Raw genomic sequence first — 17,970 nt, forward strand, 5'->3', positions numbered from 1 at the left:
AAAGCGAATATGCCAAAGATTGAAACAGAAGAGCAATTCTTAGATTTAGCAGAAAAATTCCAAAAAGATTATTGTTTATTACGCAATCATGTTGTGAATACACAATTTGTCGATCTATCAGATGATTTACGTGAAAAAGCCCATGCTCTATATAAGGAAGCACAACAGATATATGGCTATATATCTAGTTCTAGACAATTAGGTAAATATTATTATCTAGCTTCTTTAAGTTATTTTGCATGCCCGACTACTAGTAATACTCAAGAGCTGTCGTCTGAACGTTATTTGATTCTACAAGCGAGTTTTTTAACATATCGGCAGTATCAAGAATTTGCAAAAATTGATAAAGCTGAGAATAAGCAAAAACATGTTTGTGATCTCTTTCGCTATGTATCACGATATGTTCTGGATTCTAATCATGCTGAATTATTTCAAGAATGCAGTGAGCTACTAAATCGCTATGTCATGTACGAACGTAACTTGAAAAAGGAGGATCGTAATCAACTTTTTAATATTAAAGATTTCAAACAAGTACAAGCCATAGAGTATTTATCGGCTCTATTAATAATTTTTAAAAGACTTGATGATCGTCGTGTTGTTCATCGTCAGCGTAAGTCAAAAAAAAGTAAAGTTTTGCAATGGCCGACGAAAAATGAACTCAAAAAATTTCGTGAAATTAAAACGGGTAAGCAAGTAGATATTGGACATAACGCAAAGATCAGTTTTTATGATGCCGCTCTTCACAAAGATGAAGAGGGTGAAGTTGATCTATTAGATCCTGAAATGGAGTTTTATTCAGAAGATGAAAAGTCTAAAAATTTAAATTATATACTCAGCGATAATGCGACGCATCTAATGCGGCATCGCCAGCGCCGTCATGCTCCTTTTGTTACAAATCCACATTATTTGGCGCCAGATATACTGAAGCAAATTGTTTATGTGTTGAGAACCGAGTTATCCGGGCACTGGAGGGATGCTGCAATCGCTGCAGCATGTTTATTGTCACTTTTGACGGGATTATCACCCGTCGCACTGATGGATTTTAACGAGCTTATTCAAGATGGAATTTTGATCCAGAATGGTTCAAGTAGACGTCGCGAATATTTACTCAAATTAAATCTTAAAATTACAGAGCAGAAGATTAAGAGCTTAAATCATGTGCGGTGGAATGAAGTGATGACACATCAACTACATTTACCTTCTGCTTGGTTTGACTATATAGAACAAGCATCGAATCCACTAATTTCATCAACACACATTAATACGAAACTTAAGAATTGGCTTGATAATCGGTTTGTAGGTTCGATCACTGTAGAAAAACTGCAGGCTCAATTATATTTTCATATATATTATGAAACATATAATGAATATCTTGCTCATGTAATTGCTGGGCGGGATAGTCAGCATCACATGCCTGGTATCTATTATGGCGGGCTACCGAAAACTCAACTCAGTAGCACATATCTAGCCTTTTTAGAAAAAGCACTTACACCACATTCCACACATTTTACTGAAGACACGGCTGAACTAAAAATATTGCAACAACAATTCAAAGTGCAATCTGCATTATCTATAGGAAGGATAGGGAGCCAACTGGCACTTGAACCCAATTTTGTGAAAGAGCAATTCCATATTTTACATAGACATTGTCACGAAAACATCCAAGAAGATAAGCACATTATTAATCAACTTAATGCATATGCGTGTTGGATGTGGCATATCAGTTTGTTGAGTTTGGCAAGTCGGCCTAAAAAAAACCTGTTGGGGAATTTGGATGATTATTGTGTTGAGCTCAAGCTTTTATATGTGAATGATAAAAAAAATAGTAAAGCAAGAAAAGATGGTCGTTTTATCCCTTTATCTGATTTTTTCATAAAAACACTGCAAAATTACACTGCCTTTTTAGAACAAATTATTGAAGCGTACGGTTCATTTTTTAGACAAGTCTTTGCAAAGAAGAAGATAACTGTAAATGATCTTTTTGGTAAGGTCATTTTTAGTAAAGATATCTTGCCGATAACTGTCAAAGAATGGCAGAGCAGGAAAATTAAGTTAATCCCTTTATCGAGAAAATGGGTGAATTCATATATGCAAGGAGTCTTTCCAAAGAATATGTATTCGAATTGGTTACGTCATTTTGACATGAACTTTTTGATGCATGAGCAGCAAGAGGGTAAACCAGCATTAGCTTTTCACTTAATTCAGGCCCTGTATGGTCATGACCAACGTGACCGAGAGGCTTTTCATCCGCATTCTTCACTTATCCCGAATGTCTATGTACAGCAAGCCCGCCAGCAATTGCAAGATAATGTCAAATCTTTATCGATTAAACACTTAGAGCGAAAATAGTTGTATGCAAAAAATCAAAGAACTAATAAAACCACAACTAGATGATCTATTTGTTGATATTCATAAAATGGTGAAAAAGTCGCTAGATAGACAGCCTTCTCCACCTGAAGTATTGACGAAAGAAATGCAGCAAAAACTTGATCAGCAGATCGCTGAAAAATGGCATGACATTAAAGATAGTGTTGATTGTTTGAGTCAAAAATTGAGCCGAGATGAACAATCTAAACTGATGCAATTTACTGAAGATGAATTTAATAAAAGAAGAAGGCAATTCAACCAGAATGTAGATAAAAAATCATACAGAATTAGGCTAAATCCACATACTAAACGGATCGTACTGCCTAGAAAAATTGAGAGTACGGAGTCACGGTTAAAACAAGGGCAGTTACATGCCCAGGTAGTCAACGCTTTGAAAGCATATTGGAAAGATTCACTTGGATATTGGGATGACCCTAAATATTTGTGGGGGGATTTATGCTTAAGTTTTATATATATTTCAGGCTGTGCAGATGAACAGCATCTGGTTGCTATTCAGCAGCAATTGCACGAGGCCGTTGAGCTTGGTACAGATCTGAATTGTTTTCGGTTATACCATTCGGACTACAAAAAAATCACTAATCCATTGTTACTACATTATCGTGTTGAAAACTCTCAATATGGCAACGATGTAGAACAGAGAAAGTTGTACCAATGGAAGCATGTTTTTTTTAACTCATATGCTCAGTTCATCTTGCAATATTTAAAAAAGTTGAAAGCTACTCATAAAGAATATCGTCTGCAACAATCAATTGAAGATTGTATTCTGGAAAGCTTGAGTCGCATGGGACGAAACAAAAGTTTGGGCGATCTGCAATATCAAATTAAACGCCGTGGATTTCGTGCATTTAATGATGTGCAAATGGTACTTGAATTTAATCCAAACCTTAGCCTAGATATATTTTTAAGTAATGTACTTCAGCAAGAGATTAATACTGTCGCCTTACGGCCATCCGAATTTAGATTGCTATGGAGTAATGAACGTAATCAAGTCATGGAACTAGAGAATAGCCCTATTCATTTTGAACAAGAGCAGTTACATCCTGAAGTTCCGACGGCTCAAAGCAAATTACAAACGATTCCGTATGAGTTGATGTTGTTTGATCAAAAGAAACGTAAAGTTCAAAAAGTTGAGCGCTTAGATAAAAAGAGGAATAAAGAAGAACGCACGCTACGTTTTTGGCAAGAAATCAGAAGGGTGTTAGAGAAGAAGATGCGTGATGCAAATACGGAAGAAAAGTCTTTAATTGAAGCCCAATTACGCTTAATTCACTGGTTAGTGCATTTAAAAAAAAGAGGGCTTCAATTATCGACTATTGAAAGCTACTTAGGATCATTTGCTAAAGAATTTATATTTGAAATTTGGCTTAATAAATTGGATTTAAAGCAACAATCCATTGATGATTATGAAGATTTATATCGACAGTTGTTGAAATATAGCAGTGAACGAGATGCACAAGCAACTCAACGTGAAGCTGTTAAAGGAAAAACCTCTCGTAAGATGCACCAAACAGCAGAATACCGTTTTGGTCGCCTAAAAGATTTTCATCAATTTTGTATAGATAATTTTAATGCACCAGAGGTATTGGTGTTACAGAATTCAAGTTTTAAGCATTTACAAATTTGCAATGCACGCCTAGTAAGCCCTTTGCTATTTGGCAAGCTATTGGAAAAACTAGAACATTTAAGTCAAGAGCCAACGGCATCAGAGTGGGTCGATCATCTGAGTTGTTTAAAGCTGATGTATTTACTGAGTTATAGAACTGGACTCCGATTAAATGAAGTTCGTTGTCTTAAAATACAAGATATTATTTGCCCAGAGTTACTTTATAAAGAAAAAGAAAATACAGCTTTTAATAATATCACGCTTCATATTCAGAACAATTCATATCGCCGTCTGAAAACGCAAAGTGCAAATCGTCAAATACCATTGAAAATTGCCTTGTCAGAACATGAGTTTTTAGTAGTACAACATTACATACAACATCGTTATGAACAATATTTGTTTAATCAGCAGGATGATCTACTTTTTAGTGTTAATCATCGTGTATTAACTGATCAATGTATCAGCAAAATTACAGTAGAGTTGTTTAACCAAATATTAGGTATGCATCATGGCTTTAGTTTTCATACGTTGCGCCACAGTGCTGCTAACTATCTAGCAATAACTTTGCTGGGTTCAAAAGAAATGATTAAAACATATACAGATTGTCCTTGGGTAAAAGCAAAAAAGATGCGTGATTTATTGTTTGGTGTTAAAGCACGTGCTCATGAAGAGATTATTCAACATAAATGGCAGGTGCTTGCCTCTTGGATGGGGCATAGCAGTATTGAACAAACGGCTTCAAATTATCTTCATGTTTTGGATTTATTAGCAGTCGATCGAATTTACAATTCGCCGTGTATCATTTCAAAAAAAGTCCTAGAACAGTGTTTTGGTCCAGTGAATTCAAGTACAGAGTACATAAACTTAAATCGTTATACTCAGCAGCAGAAATGGTTTAACTCTTATCAGCAAACAGAGCCAGTTATGATTGCTGGTCGACAAGAAAAGAAGTTTAGTATCGAGAAGAGTACTCTGACGCCTTTTCAACGTTTGATAAGTTTAAGAGATGGCCGTTCAAGCGAAGATATTCAAGCACAAGAATGGATGCAGCGATGTCAATTTATGAGCACTAAATGGATGGACCCCAAAAATTTTAATTTAAAAACGAATTATGTTAGTAATAAAAATTTAGATGTGGGTTGGTTTGATGAGCTTTACGACAAAGCTAAGAAACTGACACGTTCTGATGAAATAATTCCTCTCCTTGATTTGCATAACCAACATGATAAGGGGAAAGATATACCTAAAGAGTTGAACGTGGTCAATGCACTTAAGGTATTATTATTATTTGGAAAATTACGTAAAAACTTTCTACATTTTCAATGCATAAAGAAAGATGATGAGCAACGAATTGCTAATTTTATTGCTGGTATAGAGCCAATTATTGGAGATCACCTAAATTTAGACAAACAGAATTATCCAGTTAATCTGGAAGTGCTTGAGAGAACAGTTAAATTTAGTTTTCAAAGAGTTGTTGGCCCTAATAAAAAAAATGTTACTCTACTGGTTATATTTAATTTAATGTTAAAAATCATGCAAGAAGATGAACTTTGGTTAAAATAGCCTAAGCAGCTTAAAAAGGGGAATTTAAAAGCTTTAGCATCACAGTTTGATTACTGGATTTTAAACAATAGTGTGAAGATTAGCGCTTTGGTAAATCGATGAGCTAAAGTGTTGTAGTCCAAACTCGATCTGACAGTTACCCATTTTTGAGCTGTTGATTAATTTATCAAAAAAAATCAAGCCACCCACGGGTGGTTTTTTATTGCGAGGTCAAAATGGAATTCCGACATGTTGTTAAGAACCATTGCGACATTTCACCAGTAACTAACTTTCTTAATGTGAATCATGCTAAGGCAGTGAATGAAGGGAAGCCGTTAGTTGTATTGATCGCACCACAAGATAAAGATCGTTCGAAGGCTCAAAACCGTTTGTACTGGATGTGGCTTAATCAATGGGCTAAACGTCAAGGTACAGATAAAGATTGCAAGCATCTGTTCTTTAAGAAAAACTTCTTAGCAAAAATCTATGATTGCGATGACGTTGGCCAATACAAGAAAACATTCAAGGCTGTAAGAGAGTTGAAAGATTCTAAGCATCCTCTCTACCAAGATGTAGCAAGTGGCCTATGTGAGCTAATGAGCACTACAGACGCAAGTACAGTTCAATTAACCGAATACTTAAACGACATTCATGCTTTCTGTAATAAAAATGGGTGTTATTTGGAAACGCCTGATGATCTTAAGTAGGTGCTTGTATAGTTGCTGATTTCATATTATTAATGTCTCTCACTTTATAAAATGAGAAACTAACAAATGGTAATGAATAATATTGAATATGATGCGGTGGTTGAAAGTGCGAAAATCAAAGCGAAAAGCGATATAACAGTAGCGGTTTTAAATAATGCAGCAAGTAAAGAAAAGCTTATAGAGTTTATCAAAAAACTGCATGATCAGATTGATGAATAATATGAACCGCCCTTAAAGCGGTTTTTTATTGCTAGTAGAAGATTTAAGGTATCTTTTCTAATAGGCACATACTATTAAAGTGTTTTTTATTTATTTTTTAGATTGAAAAGATTGCTATTTGAGTAATTTAAATATAAAAATCTTTATTGATTGAGCGTAGTTGTTATACAGGATATTTATAAGGATTTTAAAATGACAATTATCACATTGCTTGATGTTGAGACGAAGAAGAAGGTGATAGTTCGGTCCGTAATAGACCCAATAGCAAGAATAGACAAAAAAGGGAATATACAAATTATTCAAATTCATAAATGGCTATATGATGAATCTGGAGATTTCGTTGATGAAGACTTATATGAGGCACTCAACAATGGAGAAGTTGGAATATACTTAACTTTGCAGTATATGATCATTGATATTGAAAATTAATTATTTTTTATTTTTAGTCAGTTTGAGTTCTTACTCTCTAGAGCCTAATGGTTACTGCACATAAGACCTTATTAAGTATTACCTATTGATGGGCACATATTCTTTATAAGTCTTGATAAGTAAAAAAATTATGTAGGCTAAAAATAAAACCATTTAAAAAAAGAAATCTTTATCTATTTAAATATGAATATTTGATATTTTTAATTCAATCCCTATTGCTAGTGCTTAAATATTATGCCAATATGAAGTTGGAAATATTTCCGAATAGATATTTCCTATTTCAGGTTTAAGCGTTTTTTTCGCTAAGTCCATTTCTGAATAAAAATAGGAAGTGGGCTTTTTTATTTTTAAATATTTCTGTATTATCAGTGTGTTGCTGTAGGTAACACTAAACCTTGTTGATCAGCGCAAATATCAAAAAGGGGAGCTTGCCTACTAGGCAAGCTTTTTAAATTGATCAACTAAACACAATAATCCATTTCAAAGCTCATTAGAAAAATCAAACTTCCCTAGCTTTTATTCGTACTAATTTATTGAATCTAATCGTCTTTATAATTTTAAAAAATTCCTTAAACTAAAAATGGAAAATTTCTTGTTGCAACATTGTTATAATAGGACTACCTTAAGAAAAAATACTTTATAAAAATGAGGAGCTGCTGAAATGCCACAGTATCTCATGTTTGCGGAAAATATTTATAACAAAATTAAAGATGAGGAATTATTTTCACATGACTGTATTGAAAATATGAACTTACTTATGACATGTATACGCAGAGAAATTGAGGGAACAGAATTTAAATTAAAATTTAATTTTATTGATTTTGTTGAATTGTTCAGTAGACCATTAGATGAATGTAAAGTAAAAATAGATGTGAGTTTGATTCCTCCTCATAATTCAGAAGGTGAGTATATTTTATGGTTAGCTGGATTTATCGAAAAAATTACAGAAGGTGGACCTAAACCACCTCCGCCTATAAAGAAATTTATTCCAGAGTATATGAGCTTGAAATCTGAATTAGATTTTTTACCTTTAAATGAGGAAAAAATTCAAACCGAAGGTAAAGAAATTACGGATTACTTTAATTCAAAGCTCTATAAGTCAACTTTTAAGAAGTAATACTATATTGCCTGTGAGTTTAGCCACCGCCTAAGGGCGGTTTTTTTATGGGTAAGAATAATGGATTCTACAGAATACTTTTGGCTTACTCGGAAAAAAGAACCTAAAACTAAAAGCTGGCCACTGCCAAAGCCTACACAAAAATATCTAAAGGCAGAAGAAGAATTTACTGAAACTTTAGATAATCTGGAAATTAAATATGAAAAGAAATTTCAGTTTAAGTCTACTAAGCACTGGCGGTTTGACTTTCATTTAATTGAGTATCGAATACTAGTTGAAATTGTGGGTGGTCCATGGTCTGGCGGTCGTAAGGGCAAACTTAAAAATAAAGCTTGTAGTCTTGATCGTTACGATGTGGCTGAAGAGATGGGCTACACCGTAGTTCGCATAGAGACAGCTTCAAGATGCCGCATTGATGAGTCTGGACCTTTGCAGTTACGGACTGAATACGCTAGTGAGTGGTTAAAAAATTTAAAGAGGCAAATATTTAATGGATCAGATCAGACCATTTCCTCCAACTGATTTTATTGACCAAGCAGATGAAGAGGAAGCGATTCGCATAGTACCTGCGTCTGATTTAAAAAACTGGGTAGTTGCTAATTTTCTTACACTTGGTGGACCTTTACATAATCCAGATCATGACCATATCGCTGAGATGCTTCATGACAATGAGGGGTTTTTGGCTTTTGCATGGGCTTCTACTGCTTATAAGAGAGCTAAGCGCATGGTGCTCGGCCAATGTGAAAAGGTTATGTTTCAACAAGGCGGCTGGAAGAAAGCCCGTCAAGAGCAGCAAATGCGTGATTGGTTCGGTTTTGTTCCAATTTACTTAATCACTATCGATGCAAGCTTTTGTGAAAAGGCAAACGATAACGAGTTTTGTGCTTTGATTGAACATGAGCTCTATCACATTGGTGTAGAGCGAGATTCGGACGGTGAGATTATTTACAGCGATCATACTGGCTTACCAAAGCACTATTTAGCTGGCCACGATGTGGAAGAGTTCATCGGTGTTGTTAAGCGCTGGGGAGCTAATGACAGTGTTAAGCGGCTTGTTGAAGTCGCTAAAAACCCGCCGTTTGTTTCTGATTTAGATATTTCTAAATGCTGTGGAAACTGTGTAATTACCTGAGCCTTTTGGCTCATTTTTTTTGCCATGTTTCCTTGACGTACCTTGACGGATAGAGAGAAATGGCGACATTAAAAAAAGCAGAAACTCTTTATTGTACAATCGTTTGCTGTGTTTAACACCCCTCAAGAAACAGTAAGTCTCGTCAAGGAGGAATTTGACATTGATGTTTCGAGACAGCAGGTAGAGTCATATGACCCTACAAAGTTTGCTGGGAGAGACTTAAGTAAGGAACTCAAAGAAATTTTCGAAAATACACGGGAAGAGTATTTGAGTCAGCCACTAAATAAAATCAGTGGAGCAAATGACATTGTTCAGTTGAAGATTTTAATTGATTTGCTTTGGACTAAAAAAACAATGTGACCATGACAATTAAGATCGTGGACCAAATACAAAAGATCATGAAAGGGTTTTATGAGAAGAAGGGGGAACAAAATAATAAAGGTGGTAATTCTGAAGCGAACCAAACTAAAGCTGAAGTAGAACTTGAGATTAAAAAACTTGAACTTCAGAAGTTACAACGTGAGGTAAATCCACCTGAGTATCGTCCACCTGAAGAGGATTACAAGCTTGTGCTGAATCCTGATGAGGAGATGATTGCAGCTGTGGTCAAGGCTGACAGTGTCGAACTCATGCATATCGTTCTGGCACTGGCAGATGAAGTGGTACAGCAGAACCTGGCTCTGGAAGTCAATCCGGAATCCTTTGCTGAACTGGAAAAATTCCAACTGGTGCCAGCTTTAATTACCGCATTACAGACGGAAATTGGTTATCCAGCATCGGTTGAAGAATTGAATGGGGAAGCACCATTCAAGCTCGGTACGTTCTTTATCCGGTTGATGAGCACAGGTTTCTGTGAAAGCCTGGGCGATATACCGCTATGGGCTCAAGAACTGGTGATGTCATCTGTCAGTTCACGTGCGACGGCTAGAGCCTTTTTGTCACGCTGGAGAGACAGCTCCAAATACTACCCAACCTTCGATACACTCTCCCAGACCGTGGCCAATGCACTGCGGATCCAGGAGAAGGTCGGGGCTTTTGATCTGGAACAGCTGCTCGATGTCATGACCTTTGAAGTGATTGAACAAAAGATTATTGTTGATTTGGCCAGTCATATCCCTGCAGCAACCCAAGCTGAACTGGAACATTTCAGAACGATTATTTCTACCCGTCTGGATGGCTATTGGGCTTCCAAACATAAGGATGATGCAACACGCCGTAAATATCGCACGGTCTATACAGCGTTGCAGGCAGCCATTGACCTGTTCAGCCTGCGACAGCAGTTTGATTCCGGGTTCTATTTCGACTCCAGTGAAGCCTTGTATAAAGCCTACGAGCAGGAGTTGTATCGCTTTGATATGACCTATCGCCACTACAGTACAGCCTCACAACGAGCTCATGTCGATATCCTGAAAAAACTCGATGAAGAAATCGAAAATTGCTATTCCTACTGGTTTATCGATTACCTGGCGCGCAACTGGGGAGAGCGGATTGAAGCTGAACAACGCTTGAATGTCTGGAAAATAGCAGATATCCCAAATCAGCAGAACTTCTATGATACCCATGTCAGACCCCTACTGGGTTCTGCAACGAAACGCCGTATTGTAGTGATCATCAGTGATGCTTTCCGCTATGAAGCTGCAGTAGAGGTGTGTGATCGTATCAATGAAAAGCGTTATTCAGAAGCGACTTTGTCTTCACAGCTGGGAGTTGTGCCAAGTTATACCACACTCGGCATGGCCTCATTACTGCCACACCAGACTTTGGAGTACAAAGAGAGTGCAGGGGATGATGTTTTAGTAGATGGACAGTCCAGCAAAGGAACTGCAGCACGATCCAAAATTCTGGCAGCCTATAATGGTCTAGCCGTGACCGCTGAAACGGTAAAAGGCTGGTCGCGTGATGAAGGCCGTGAAGCACTTAAAGACCATGATCTGATTTATGTTTATCATAACGTCATTGATGCACGCGGTGACAGCGTCTCGACAGAATCAGAAACTTTTATGGCCGTGGAACATGCCATTGAAGAGCTGACCGAGCTAAGCCGTAAAATCTTACTGCATTTCAATATTTCTACCCTGTTGATCACAGCTGACCATGGGTTCTTGTTCCAGCAAAGTAAACTGGAATCTGAGGATCGTTCTATCTTGACTGAAAAACCTGCCAATGTATTGAAGAGCAAGAAGCGTTATGTGATCGGACATGGTTTGCCAGTGAGCAAAGAAGCCTGGAAAGGTTCAACCCAAGCTACGGCAGGTACATTATCTGCGACTGATTTCTGGATTCCAAAAGGGGCAAACCGTTTCCATTTTGTAGGAGGTTCACGTTTCGTGCATGGCGGCATCATGCCTCAGGAAATTGTGGTACCACCATCTGACTTTGTACCGATCGTCCTAACAGGCCAGAAGCGAAAGCTACTAAACTTGGCAGAGCAAGATGACTGAGTGGTCCGGTGTTCTGTAATTCAACCACATGTAAGTGGAAGTCATGTTCCATCACCTTACTGCCACCCGAGATTCGAGATGCATTGGCCTTGAAGTAGTCAAATGCGACCTTGACCTGCTCCTTGGCACTGCTTGAATTCCATAAGCCTGATGTCGCCAGCTTTCCTGAACCTTTGGTGACTTGAAGTTCTAAGCGGTATAACCCTGGCATGCCTTTATTACTGAGCCCGATGGTATATAAGAAACCTGGCTTGGCTGGACCTTCGGGAATCAGTCCACCTCCACCCTGCTCTTTGACTGAAACAAAGTGCTCTTCAAGCGTGTCATTATCGATGTAGCTGAAATGCACATCATAGAATTCCATGCCACCAATTTTTTTCAGCTGTTCTTTGACCCGACGACGTACCTGCAGGGCATATTCCAGACACTGGCGTACATCTTCTTTATTAAACTGACCGTGTGGGTAGAGCAACTTCATCAATCCGGAAACCGTCTTGCGAACGGCGATCACATCACGTTGATTCAGGTTGTTGCCGAGTTTGAAGTACTTCTCAATGGCATCTGCAAAGCTACGCTTACGCATTTCCCGGAAGAACTCAGCTAGATAATCAACGATCAATCCATAACGGTTGGTGAAGAACTCCGGGCGCATCTTCGGAATTTCCCAGCCGGGGATATAAGCATGAAAACGATCGAAGAATGCCGAATCGATCATGGCTTCAGGGAAAGGTGCCAATAGATGGCTGGTTTTGACCAGGGATTCCACGCTTTGGTTGATATTACCCACAAAAACCATTGAAGCAGAGGCTTCCATCTGTTCGCGGCCACGGGCAAAAGACCCTGAGGCCATGTAATCTTTCATGATCTGTACGCCATCTTTGTCCTTAAAGGAAATACCGGCGACTTCATCAAAGGCTACCACATCCCATAAGCCAACCAGACCAATACGGCGGCTACTCATGTTATAGAATAGGTTGGCGACAGTCGTTTGCCCACCGGAGACTAAAATACTATTCGGTGAACATTCTTTGTAAATATGGCTTTTCCCGGTACCGCGTGGTCCCAGTTCACAAACGTTATAGTTATTTTCAACGAACGGAACCATACGTGCTAATAGCTGCCATTGCACGTCCTCTTTTAGCGAAGCCGGTTCCATGCCGATCGAACGGATTAAACTCTCGCGCCACTGATCAGTGCTTAATGCTGCTCTTCCACTGAAGAGTTCATCCATATTCATATTCGGCATTTGAATCGGCTTGAGTAGGCTCACTGGGTGATATAAGCTTGGGTGGTTCTGTGACACCGGTGGAAAGTATTGCCGAATGTCTGCAAGTTGCTTTTGATGCGGGTGCCAAGAAGGTTGCTTTGCCAATGAGTAGTGCGGCAGATATCCCAACGATTCCTGTAGAACTGTTTACCAAGTTCCAGACCAGCTTTTATGCAGATCCGGTGGATGCGGTATTTAAAGCTCTGGGTGTGGGTTGAGTTGATTCTGTATAAATCAGTTAAAGAGAAAAGCTTTTGAAATGATTAGGAAATATGAATCACATGAAGGATTTAATAACAGCTATTTTGGTTAAACAGCCCAAACTTACTGCTAGAGAAATTGCTAAAACTCTTGGTATTGAAAAGAAAGAAGTGAATGCTTTTTTATATCAAAATCAAGATATATTTTCACAAAATGAAGCCTTTTGCTGGTCTTTAGCTATAATCCCGTCAGTTAAAAATTTAGAAAGACCAATGATGAACTCTGAACTTGAATTAAATAATATTGTTAAAAATAAACTGATTCAATTGTTGGATTATGTATCTCATCAAGCTGAGGATACTCAAAAAATTCAATATGAAATGAGTGGTAATAGATTTTATTCTCATGATCTAGAAAAACTTCGTGGCTTAAAAATTCTGAATGATGACGATTGGTGGTTTCAAATTGAACGATTACAGCTTCAATCGATGCCGAAACCATCTCAAATACTCTCTTCCTATATTCATGTTGATGCCGAAAAAGAACCCACTGTTAATTTTTCTAGTTTAAATAAGATTGTATTTTTTAAAGGAGTTCATCAATTCCGTTTGCCCTACAGTAGCGTGGCATGTGATTTGATTACTAAAATTGACCTACTTCAGAAGCTATTCAAAGAATTCGAAAGTTATCAAAATATTTGGAAAGATTGGAAACAAAATAACGATGAGATTAAAAAATCTATTGTTGTTTACGATAAATTATTCTCATGGAATACCGCGATTAATTTAGGTGGAACAGGCGATGGTGAAGAAATTGTTGCAGGCTTTGGCTTAGTTGACTGGGTACTTCCAACGACTCAAAAATCTTACTCATATCCTCTTATTACTATCCCGTTAGAAATGGAGATAGAAAAAAATGGATTAATACGTGTAGGTGCCAAAGATACACGTGCCAATATAGAAATGGATGCCATCTTATTAGAGGATGATCTGCCTACTTCAGGACAAGTAAAAGTAACCTTAAAAGAAAACTTAAATAATGGTCGCTCATTACGCCTATTTGAAGGGGAAACTTACTCTGATATAGTTAATGCCTTCGTCGCGAATATTTTTTCAAAAGGAGCAATTGTTGAGGCAGAAAATAGGGCTATACCATCCAAAAATCTAACGGTGACATTAACATCAGTACTGTTTAGTCGTCCTAAAAGAAATTCTATTTTAAGCGATGACATTGAGTTATTAAAAACTAAACTTAATGACCCTTCAGTGGCTATACCTGAACAACCTTTATCGTTAGTGACAGAATTAAAAAGCGATATTAATCAAAAAGAGACTTATAGTTTTAGAGGGCGTTCTGGTACTGAGGGATTCGGATCAAAAGTTGAAGAGCTTTATTTCCCGCTGCCTTATAACAAAGAACAAATTACTATTGTCCAGAATCTGCTAATCAGCAGTGGTGTAGTGGTGCAAGGTCCACCAGGTACAGGTAAAACACATAGTATTGCCAATATTATCTGTCACTATTTGGCGAATGGTAAAAAAGTACTGGTAACTGCACAGCAGTCACATGTCCTTAAAACAGTACATGAAAAGATTCCTGATGAATTAAAGCCTTTGGTAGTCAGTCGCATTGGTTCAAGCAAAGAAAGTAAAAATCAGCTTGAATCTTCAATCGATTTGATTGTGCAAAAAATTACCCAAATGAATGTTGCAGAAGTTCGAAAAACGATCGAAGTTCTAAAACATCAAATAGATCATAACCATCATGAAATGGCTTTGATTGATCGAGAAATATATAACTTTGCAGAAAAGCATTATCAGAATATTGAAGTAGATGGTAATAAAAAATTACCTATGGATATCGTGAAAACGGTATTAGAAAGTAGAGTATCCTGCGAATGGTTTACCGACCAATTAACTTTGGAGGAAAAAGACCAGTTTCCTTTTTCCCAGATTGAGTTGATTCAATTGAGAGACTCAAGGAAGAAAATAGGTACAAACTTACCATACATAAATTATGGACCTCTACCAGCTCCTGAAAAGCTGTTAGATTCGGCGAGCCTGAAGAAATTAAGTGAGTTCTTAAAAGAAAAAGATGAGATTGAGGAATTCTTAAAGCAAAATGACCTACATAATTTCAAGGAAACTATTTCTGAATCAGAAATTAATGAGCTAAGAGATTGGTTGAAGATTTATCTAGAAGATCTAAACTTTGTTCTTGATCAAGCAGAACCATGGTTATTGAGCTATTTCAAGAAGATAAATGCAGAAGATAAGGCTATGGAACTTGATATCTATAGTAACCTTATTCAAGAAGTTCAGCCTTTATTGGAATACAGGAAAACGCTACTAATTGATCCCATAGAGCTGAATTTTGAGATACAACCAAACTCAAAAGAATATCAAGCTGTTCAACGTGCTGTTGATACAGGTAAGCCATTTAATTGGTATCATTTTGGTACTGCTGAATTACAAGACCTTTTTAAGTCAATTAAAGTTTCTGGAAAATATCCTGATACATCAGATGAATGGAAAAGACTTAAAGAATATCTTGATAGAAAGCAGACTCTTAACATCTTTATGAGCAAATGGAATAGTATTGCAGCACAATTAGACATTCCTTTAATTGAGTTAAATAATCGTAATATCGATGAAATATTAAAAGAGTTCACGCAGCTCATCAGTAGAACCCAAAAATGCCTAGATTTGAAAAATAAATATTTGGATCTATTTAATACGAATTATTTAAAAGCTTTTAAGAGAGCTAAATCTTTTGATTTCTACGGATTACCTAAAAATATTGATGACTTGATTCAATTGTTAGGGCAGAAGTTAAAAATATTTAATTTAGAAGTCTATCAACAACAACTGGCTGATCAAATCCTTTATTTATCAGAGTTTGGTAATAAAATATCAAATCAGTTAAAAAAAATTGTATCTCAGATTGATTCCGATTCATTACATGAAAGTGAACTTGGAGATTATGCTGATCTATTAAAAAAATTATCACATTTAAAAGATCTAACAGAAGATTTTGAAAGAGTTAAATCCGCCAGTATTAGATTGAGTAAAACAAATGCTTTGATTCTTAGTAAACATATTCTGGAAGTTCCGTACGCTGAAGAAATTGAAGATCCTGTATTACGTAATACATTGCTAGAGGCTTGGGAATGGAAACGTCTTGAGATTTTTGTAATAGCCATCAGTAATACAAGTCAAATTGAAAATTTGTATGAGCACCGTCGTATTCACGAGAAGAATCTATCTCAAAATTACGCTCAATTGGCAGCAAACAAGACATGGCTGGCATTAAAGGAAAATGCCTCAGACAAAATTTTAGTTGCATTACAGCGTTATAAAATTGCTGTACAACACTATGGAAAAGGGACAGGTAAGAATGCTCCACGTTATAGAAAAGATGCTCAAGTAGCCCTTAAAGAGGCAACAGCAGCTATTCCTTGCTGGGTCATGTCACATCTTCAGGTATCTGAATCTATGCCTGCTGAATTAGGCCTCTTTGACTTAGTGATTGTGGATGAGGCATCACAATCATCAATTGACGTATTACCTGTTTTAATGCGTGCTAAAAAATTATTAGTAGTGGGGGATAATAAACAAGTTTCTCCGAGTAATGTCGGTCTAGCAAGTGCTCAAATTGATGTATTAAGAAATCGTTATCTACATGGTCAGCCACATGCTGCATATTTAACACCAGATATGTCTTTATACGACATGGCTTCTTCTATCTATGAGTCAAGTGTGATGCTTCTAGAGCATTTCCGCTGTCATCCTGCGATCATTAGTTACAGCAATAAAAACTTTTATGGTAACCGTATTAAGCCAATGCGATTATCGAAGAAATCTGAGCAGTTAAGTCCAGCTTTAGTCGCAATTTATACACCGCAGGGGTATAGAGAATCTAAAAATAGCAAACATATTAATCGAATAGAAGCGAAAGCAATTATTGAGGAAATGAAACTTCTTCTTAAAGATGAACGATACGCAAATAGATCAATCGGTGTGATCTCATTGTTGGGACCGGCGCAGGCTGAGTTCATTCAATCAGAAGCTTTGAATGAATTTGGTGCAGGGACTCTTACCCAAGTTCAATTTGCTTGTGGGGATGCTTCAGCATTTCAGGGTGCAGAAAGAGATATTATTTTCTTATCTATGGTAGCAGATCCTCAGAATTGTCATGCTTTGAGTCGATCCGATCATGAACAGAGATTTAACGTGGCTGCAAGCCGTGCTCGTGAACGGATGTATCTCGTCCATTCCGTGAGTCGTGATCATATATCTCCAAAAGATCTAAGGCTGAATTTACTCAATCATTTTTATGATTTGCAAGAAGATCAAAAAGCATCATTTGAAGCAAAATTAGATTTGTGTGAATCGGAGTTTGAAAAATCTGTATTTACGACACTCCATGAAATGGGTTACACAGTTACTCCACAGGTTAAGGTTGGAAGCTATCGAATCGATTTAGTCGTTGAGTCAGATGGTGATCAGCGTTTGGCTGTTGAATGTGATGGTGATAGCTATCATGGGCCAGAACAATGGCATGATGACATGACTCGTCAACGTGCTTTAGAACGCGCAGGATGGACATTCTGGAGATGCTTTGCATCGAGTTGGTTCATTGAACGTGAAAATATGATTATGTCATTAAAGGAAAAACTTGATGCAATGGGCATAAAACCTACACATGGAATGAGTAGCTTAATTCAAGATGTAGAACACAAAGTGTGGGTAGATGACGAATCTGAAATGAGTGCGGAAAATGACATCGAGAAAGATTTGTTAATTGTTTAATTGTACTAGCTTGTATTTAAATGGATTCGCTAGCGGACACTTACGTAACTAAAGATTACAGTAGTAATCTTTAGTTGTTGAAATTTACTTGGGTAAAAAAGGGTGAATAGCCA

9 protein-coding genes and 4 pseudogenes are annotated in these 17,970 nt (G+C 37.2%); 12 read left to right on the plus strand and 1 reads right to left on the minus strand.

Features of this window, described 5'->3' with window-relative positions; genetic code table 11:
* Window positions 1-9: 9 nt before the first annotated feature.
* The 10 genes and pseudogenes from MN869_RS17100 to pglZ form a co-directional block, all read left to right on the plus strand.
* Window positions 10-2,349, plus strand: coding sequence for a hypothetical protein (locus tag MN869_RS17100; protein ID WP_005144670.1), 2,340 nt, complete (start codon window positions 10-12; stop codon window positions 2,347-2,349).
* 4 nt (window positions 2,350-2,353) lie between these two features.
* Entirely contained in the window at window positions 2,354-5,554 is a 3,201-nt protein-coding gene (locus MN869_RS17105) for a site-specific integrase (protein WP_243308840.1), read from the plus strand.
* Window positions 5,555-5,769: 215 nt separating this feature from the next.
* Complete coding sequence (locus tag MN869_RS17110; protein WP_000395699.1) at window positions 5,770-6,240, plus strand: hypothetical protein; 471 nt, start codon at window positions 5,770-5,772, stop codon at window positions 6,238-6,240.
* Between the two features lie 72 nt (window positions 6,241-6,312).
* Window positions 6,313-6,459, plus strand: a complete 147-nt coding sequence (locus tag MN869_RS17115) for a hypothetical protein (protein ID WP_162097055.1) — start codon at window positions 6,313-6,315, stop codon at window positions 6,457-6,459.
* 192 nt (window positions 6,460-6,651) lie between these two features.
* A complete protein-coding gene (locus MN869_RS17120; RefSeq protein WP_000152660.1) occupies window positions 6,652-6,888 on the plus strand; it encodes a hypothetical protein in 237 nt (78 codons plus the stop codon).
* 661 nt (window positions 6,889-7,549) lie between these two features.
* On the plus strand, window positions 7,550-8,005 hold the full coding sequence (locus MN869_RS17125) for a hypothetical protein (protein ID WP_001136766.1): 456 nt from the start codon (window positions 7,550-7,552) through the stop codon (window positions 8,003-8,005).
* Window positions 8,006-8,065: 60 nt separating this feature from the next.
* Window positions 8,066-8,527, plus strand: a complete 462-nt coding sequence (locus tag MN869_RS17130; RefSeq protein WP_000378528.1) for a hypothetical protein — start codon at window positions 8,066-8,068, stop codon at window positions 8,525-8,527.
* Complete coding sequence (locus tag MN869_RS17135) at window positions 8,496-9,137, plus strand: putative metallopeptidase (RefSeq protein ID WP_243308841.1); 642 nt, start codon at window positions 8,496-8,498, stop codon at window positions 9,135-9,137. The genes MN869_RS17130 and MN869_RS17135 overlap by 32 nt, the downstream gene beginning before the upstream one ends.
* Before the next feature lie 90 nt (window positions 9,138-9,227).
* Window positions 9,228-9,730: pseudogene (locus MN869_RS17140) on the plus strand (DUF2280 domain-containing protein); the annotation flags it as partial.
* Window positions 9,728-11,503, plus strand: a pseudogene (gene pglZ / locus MN869_RS17145) (BREX-1 system phosphatase PglZ type A); the annotation flags it as partial. The pseudogenes MN869_RS17140 and pglZ, both read left to right, overlap by 3 nt.
* On the opposite strand, the pseudogene brxL reads toward pglZ, so the two are convergent.
* Window positions 11,499-12,848: pseudogene (gene brxL, locus MN869_RS17150) on the minus strand (protease Lon-related BREX system protein BrxL); the annotation flags it as partial. The pseudogenes pglZ and brxL overlap by 5 nt on opposite strands.
* Here brxL and MN869_RS17155 point away from each other — a divergent pair.
* Window positions 12,848-13,063 (plus strand): annotated as a pseudogene (locus tag MN869_RS17155) (S16 family serine protease); the annotation flags it as partial. The pseudogenes brxL and MN869_RS17155 sit on opposite strands and share 1 nt — an antisense overlap.
* A 63-nt stretch (window positions 13,064-13,126) precedes the next feature.
* Entirely contained in the window at window positions 13,127-17,857 is a 4,731-nt protein-coding gene (locus MN869_RS17160) for an AAA domain-containing protein (RefSeq protein WP_000653919.1), read from the plus strand.
* Window positions 17,858-17,970: the final 113 nt, after the last annotated feature.

It is taken from the genome of Acinetobacter sp. NIPH1876, assembly GCF_022808535.1.
GTDB classification, from domain to species: domain Bacteria; phylum Pseudomonadota; class Gammaproteobacteria; order Pseudomonadales; family Moraxellaceae; genus Acinetobacter; species Acinetobacter higginsii.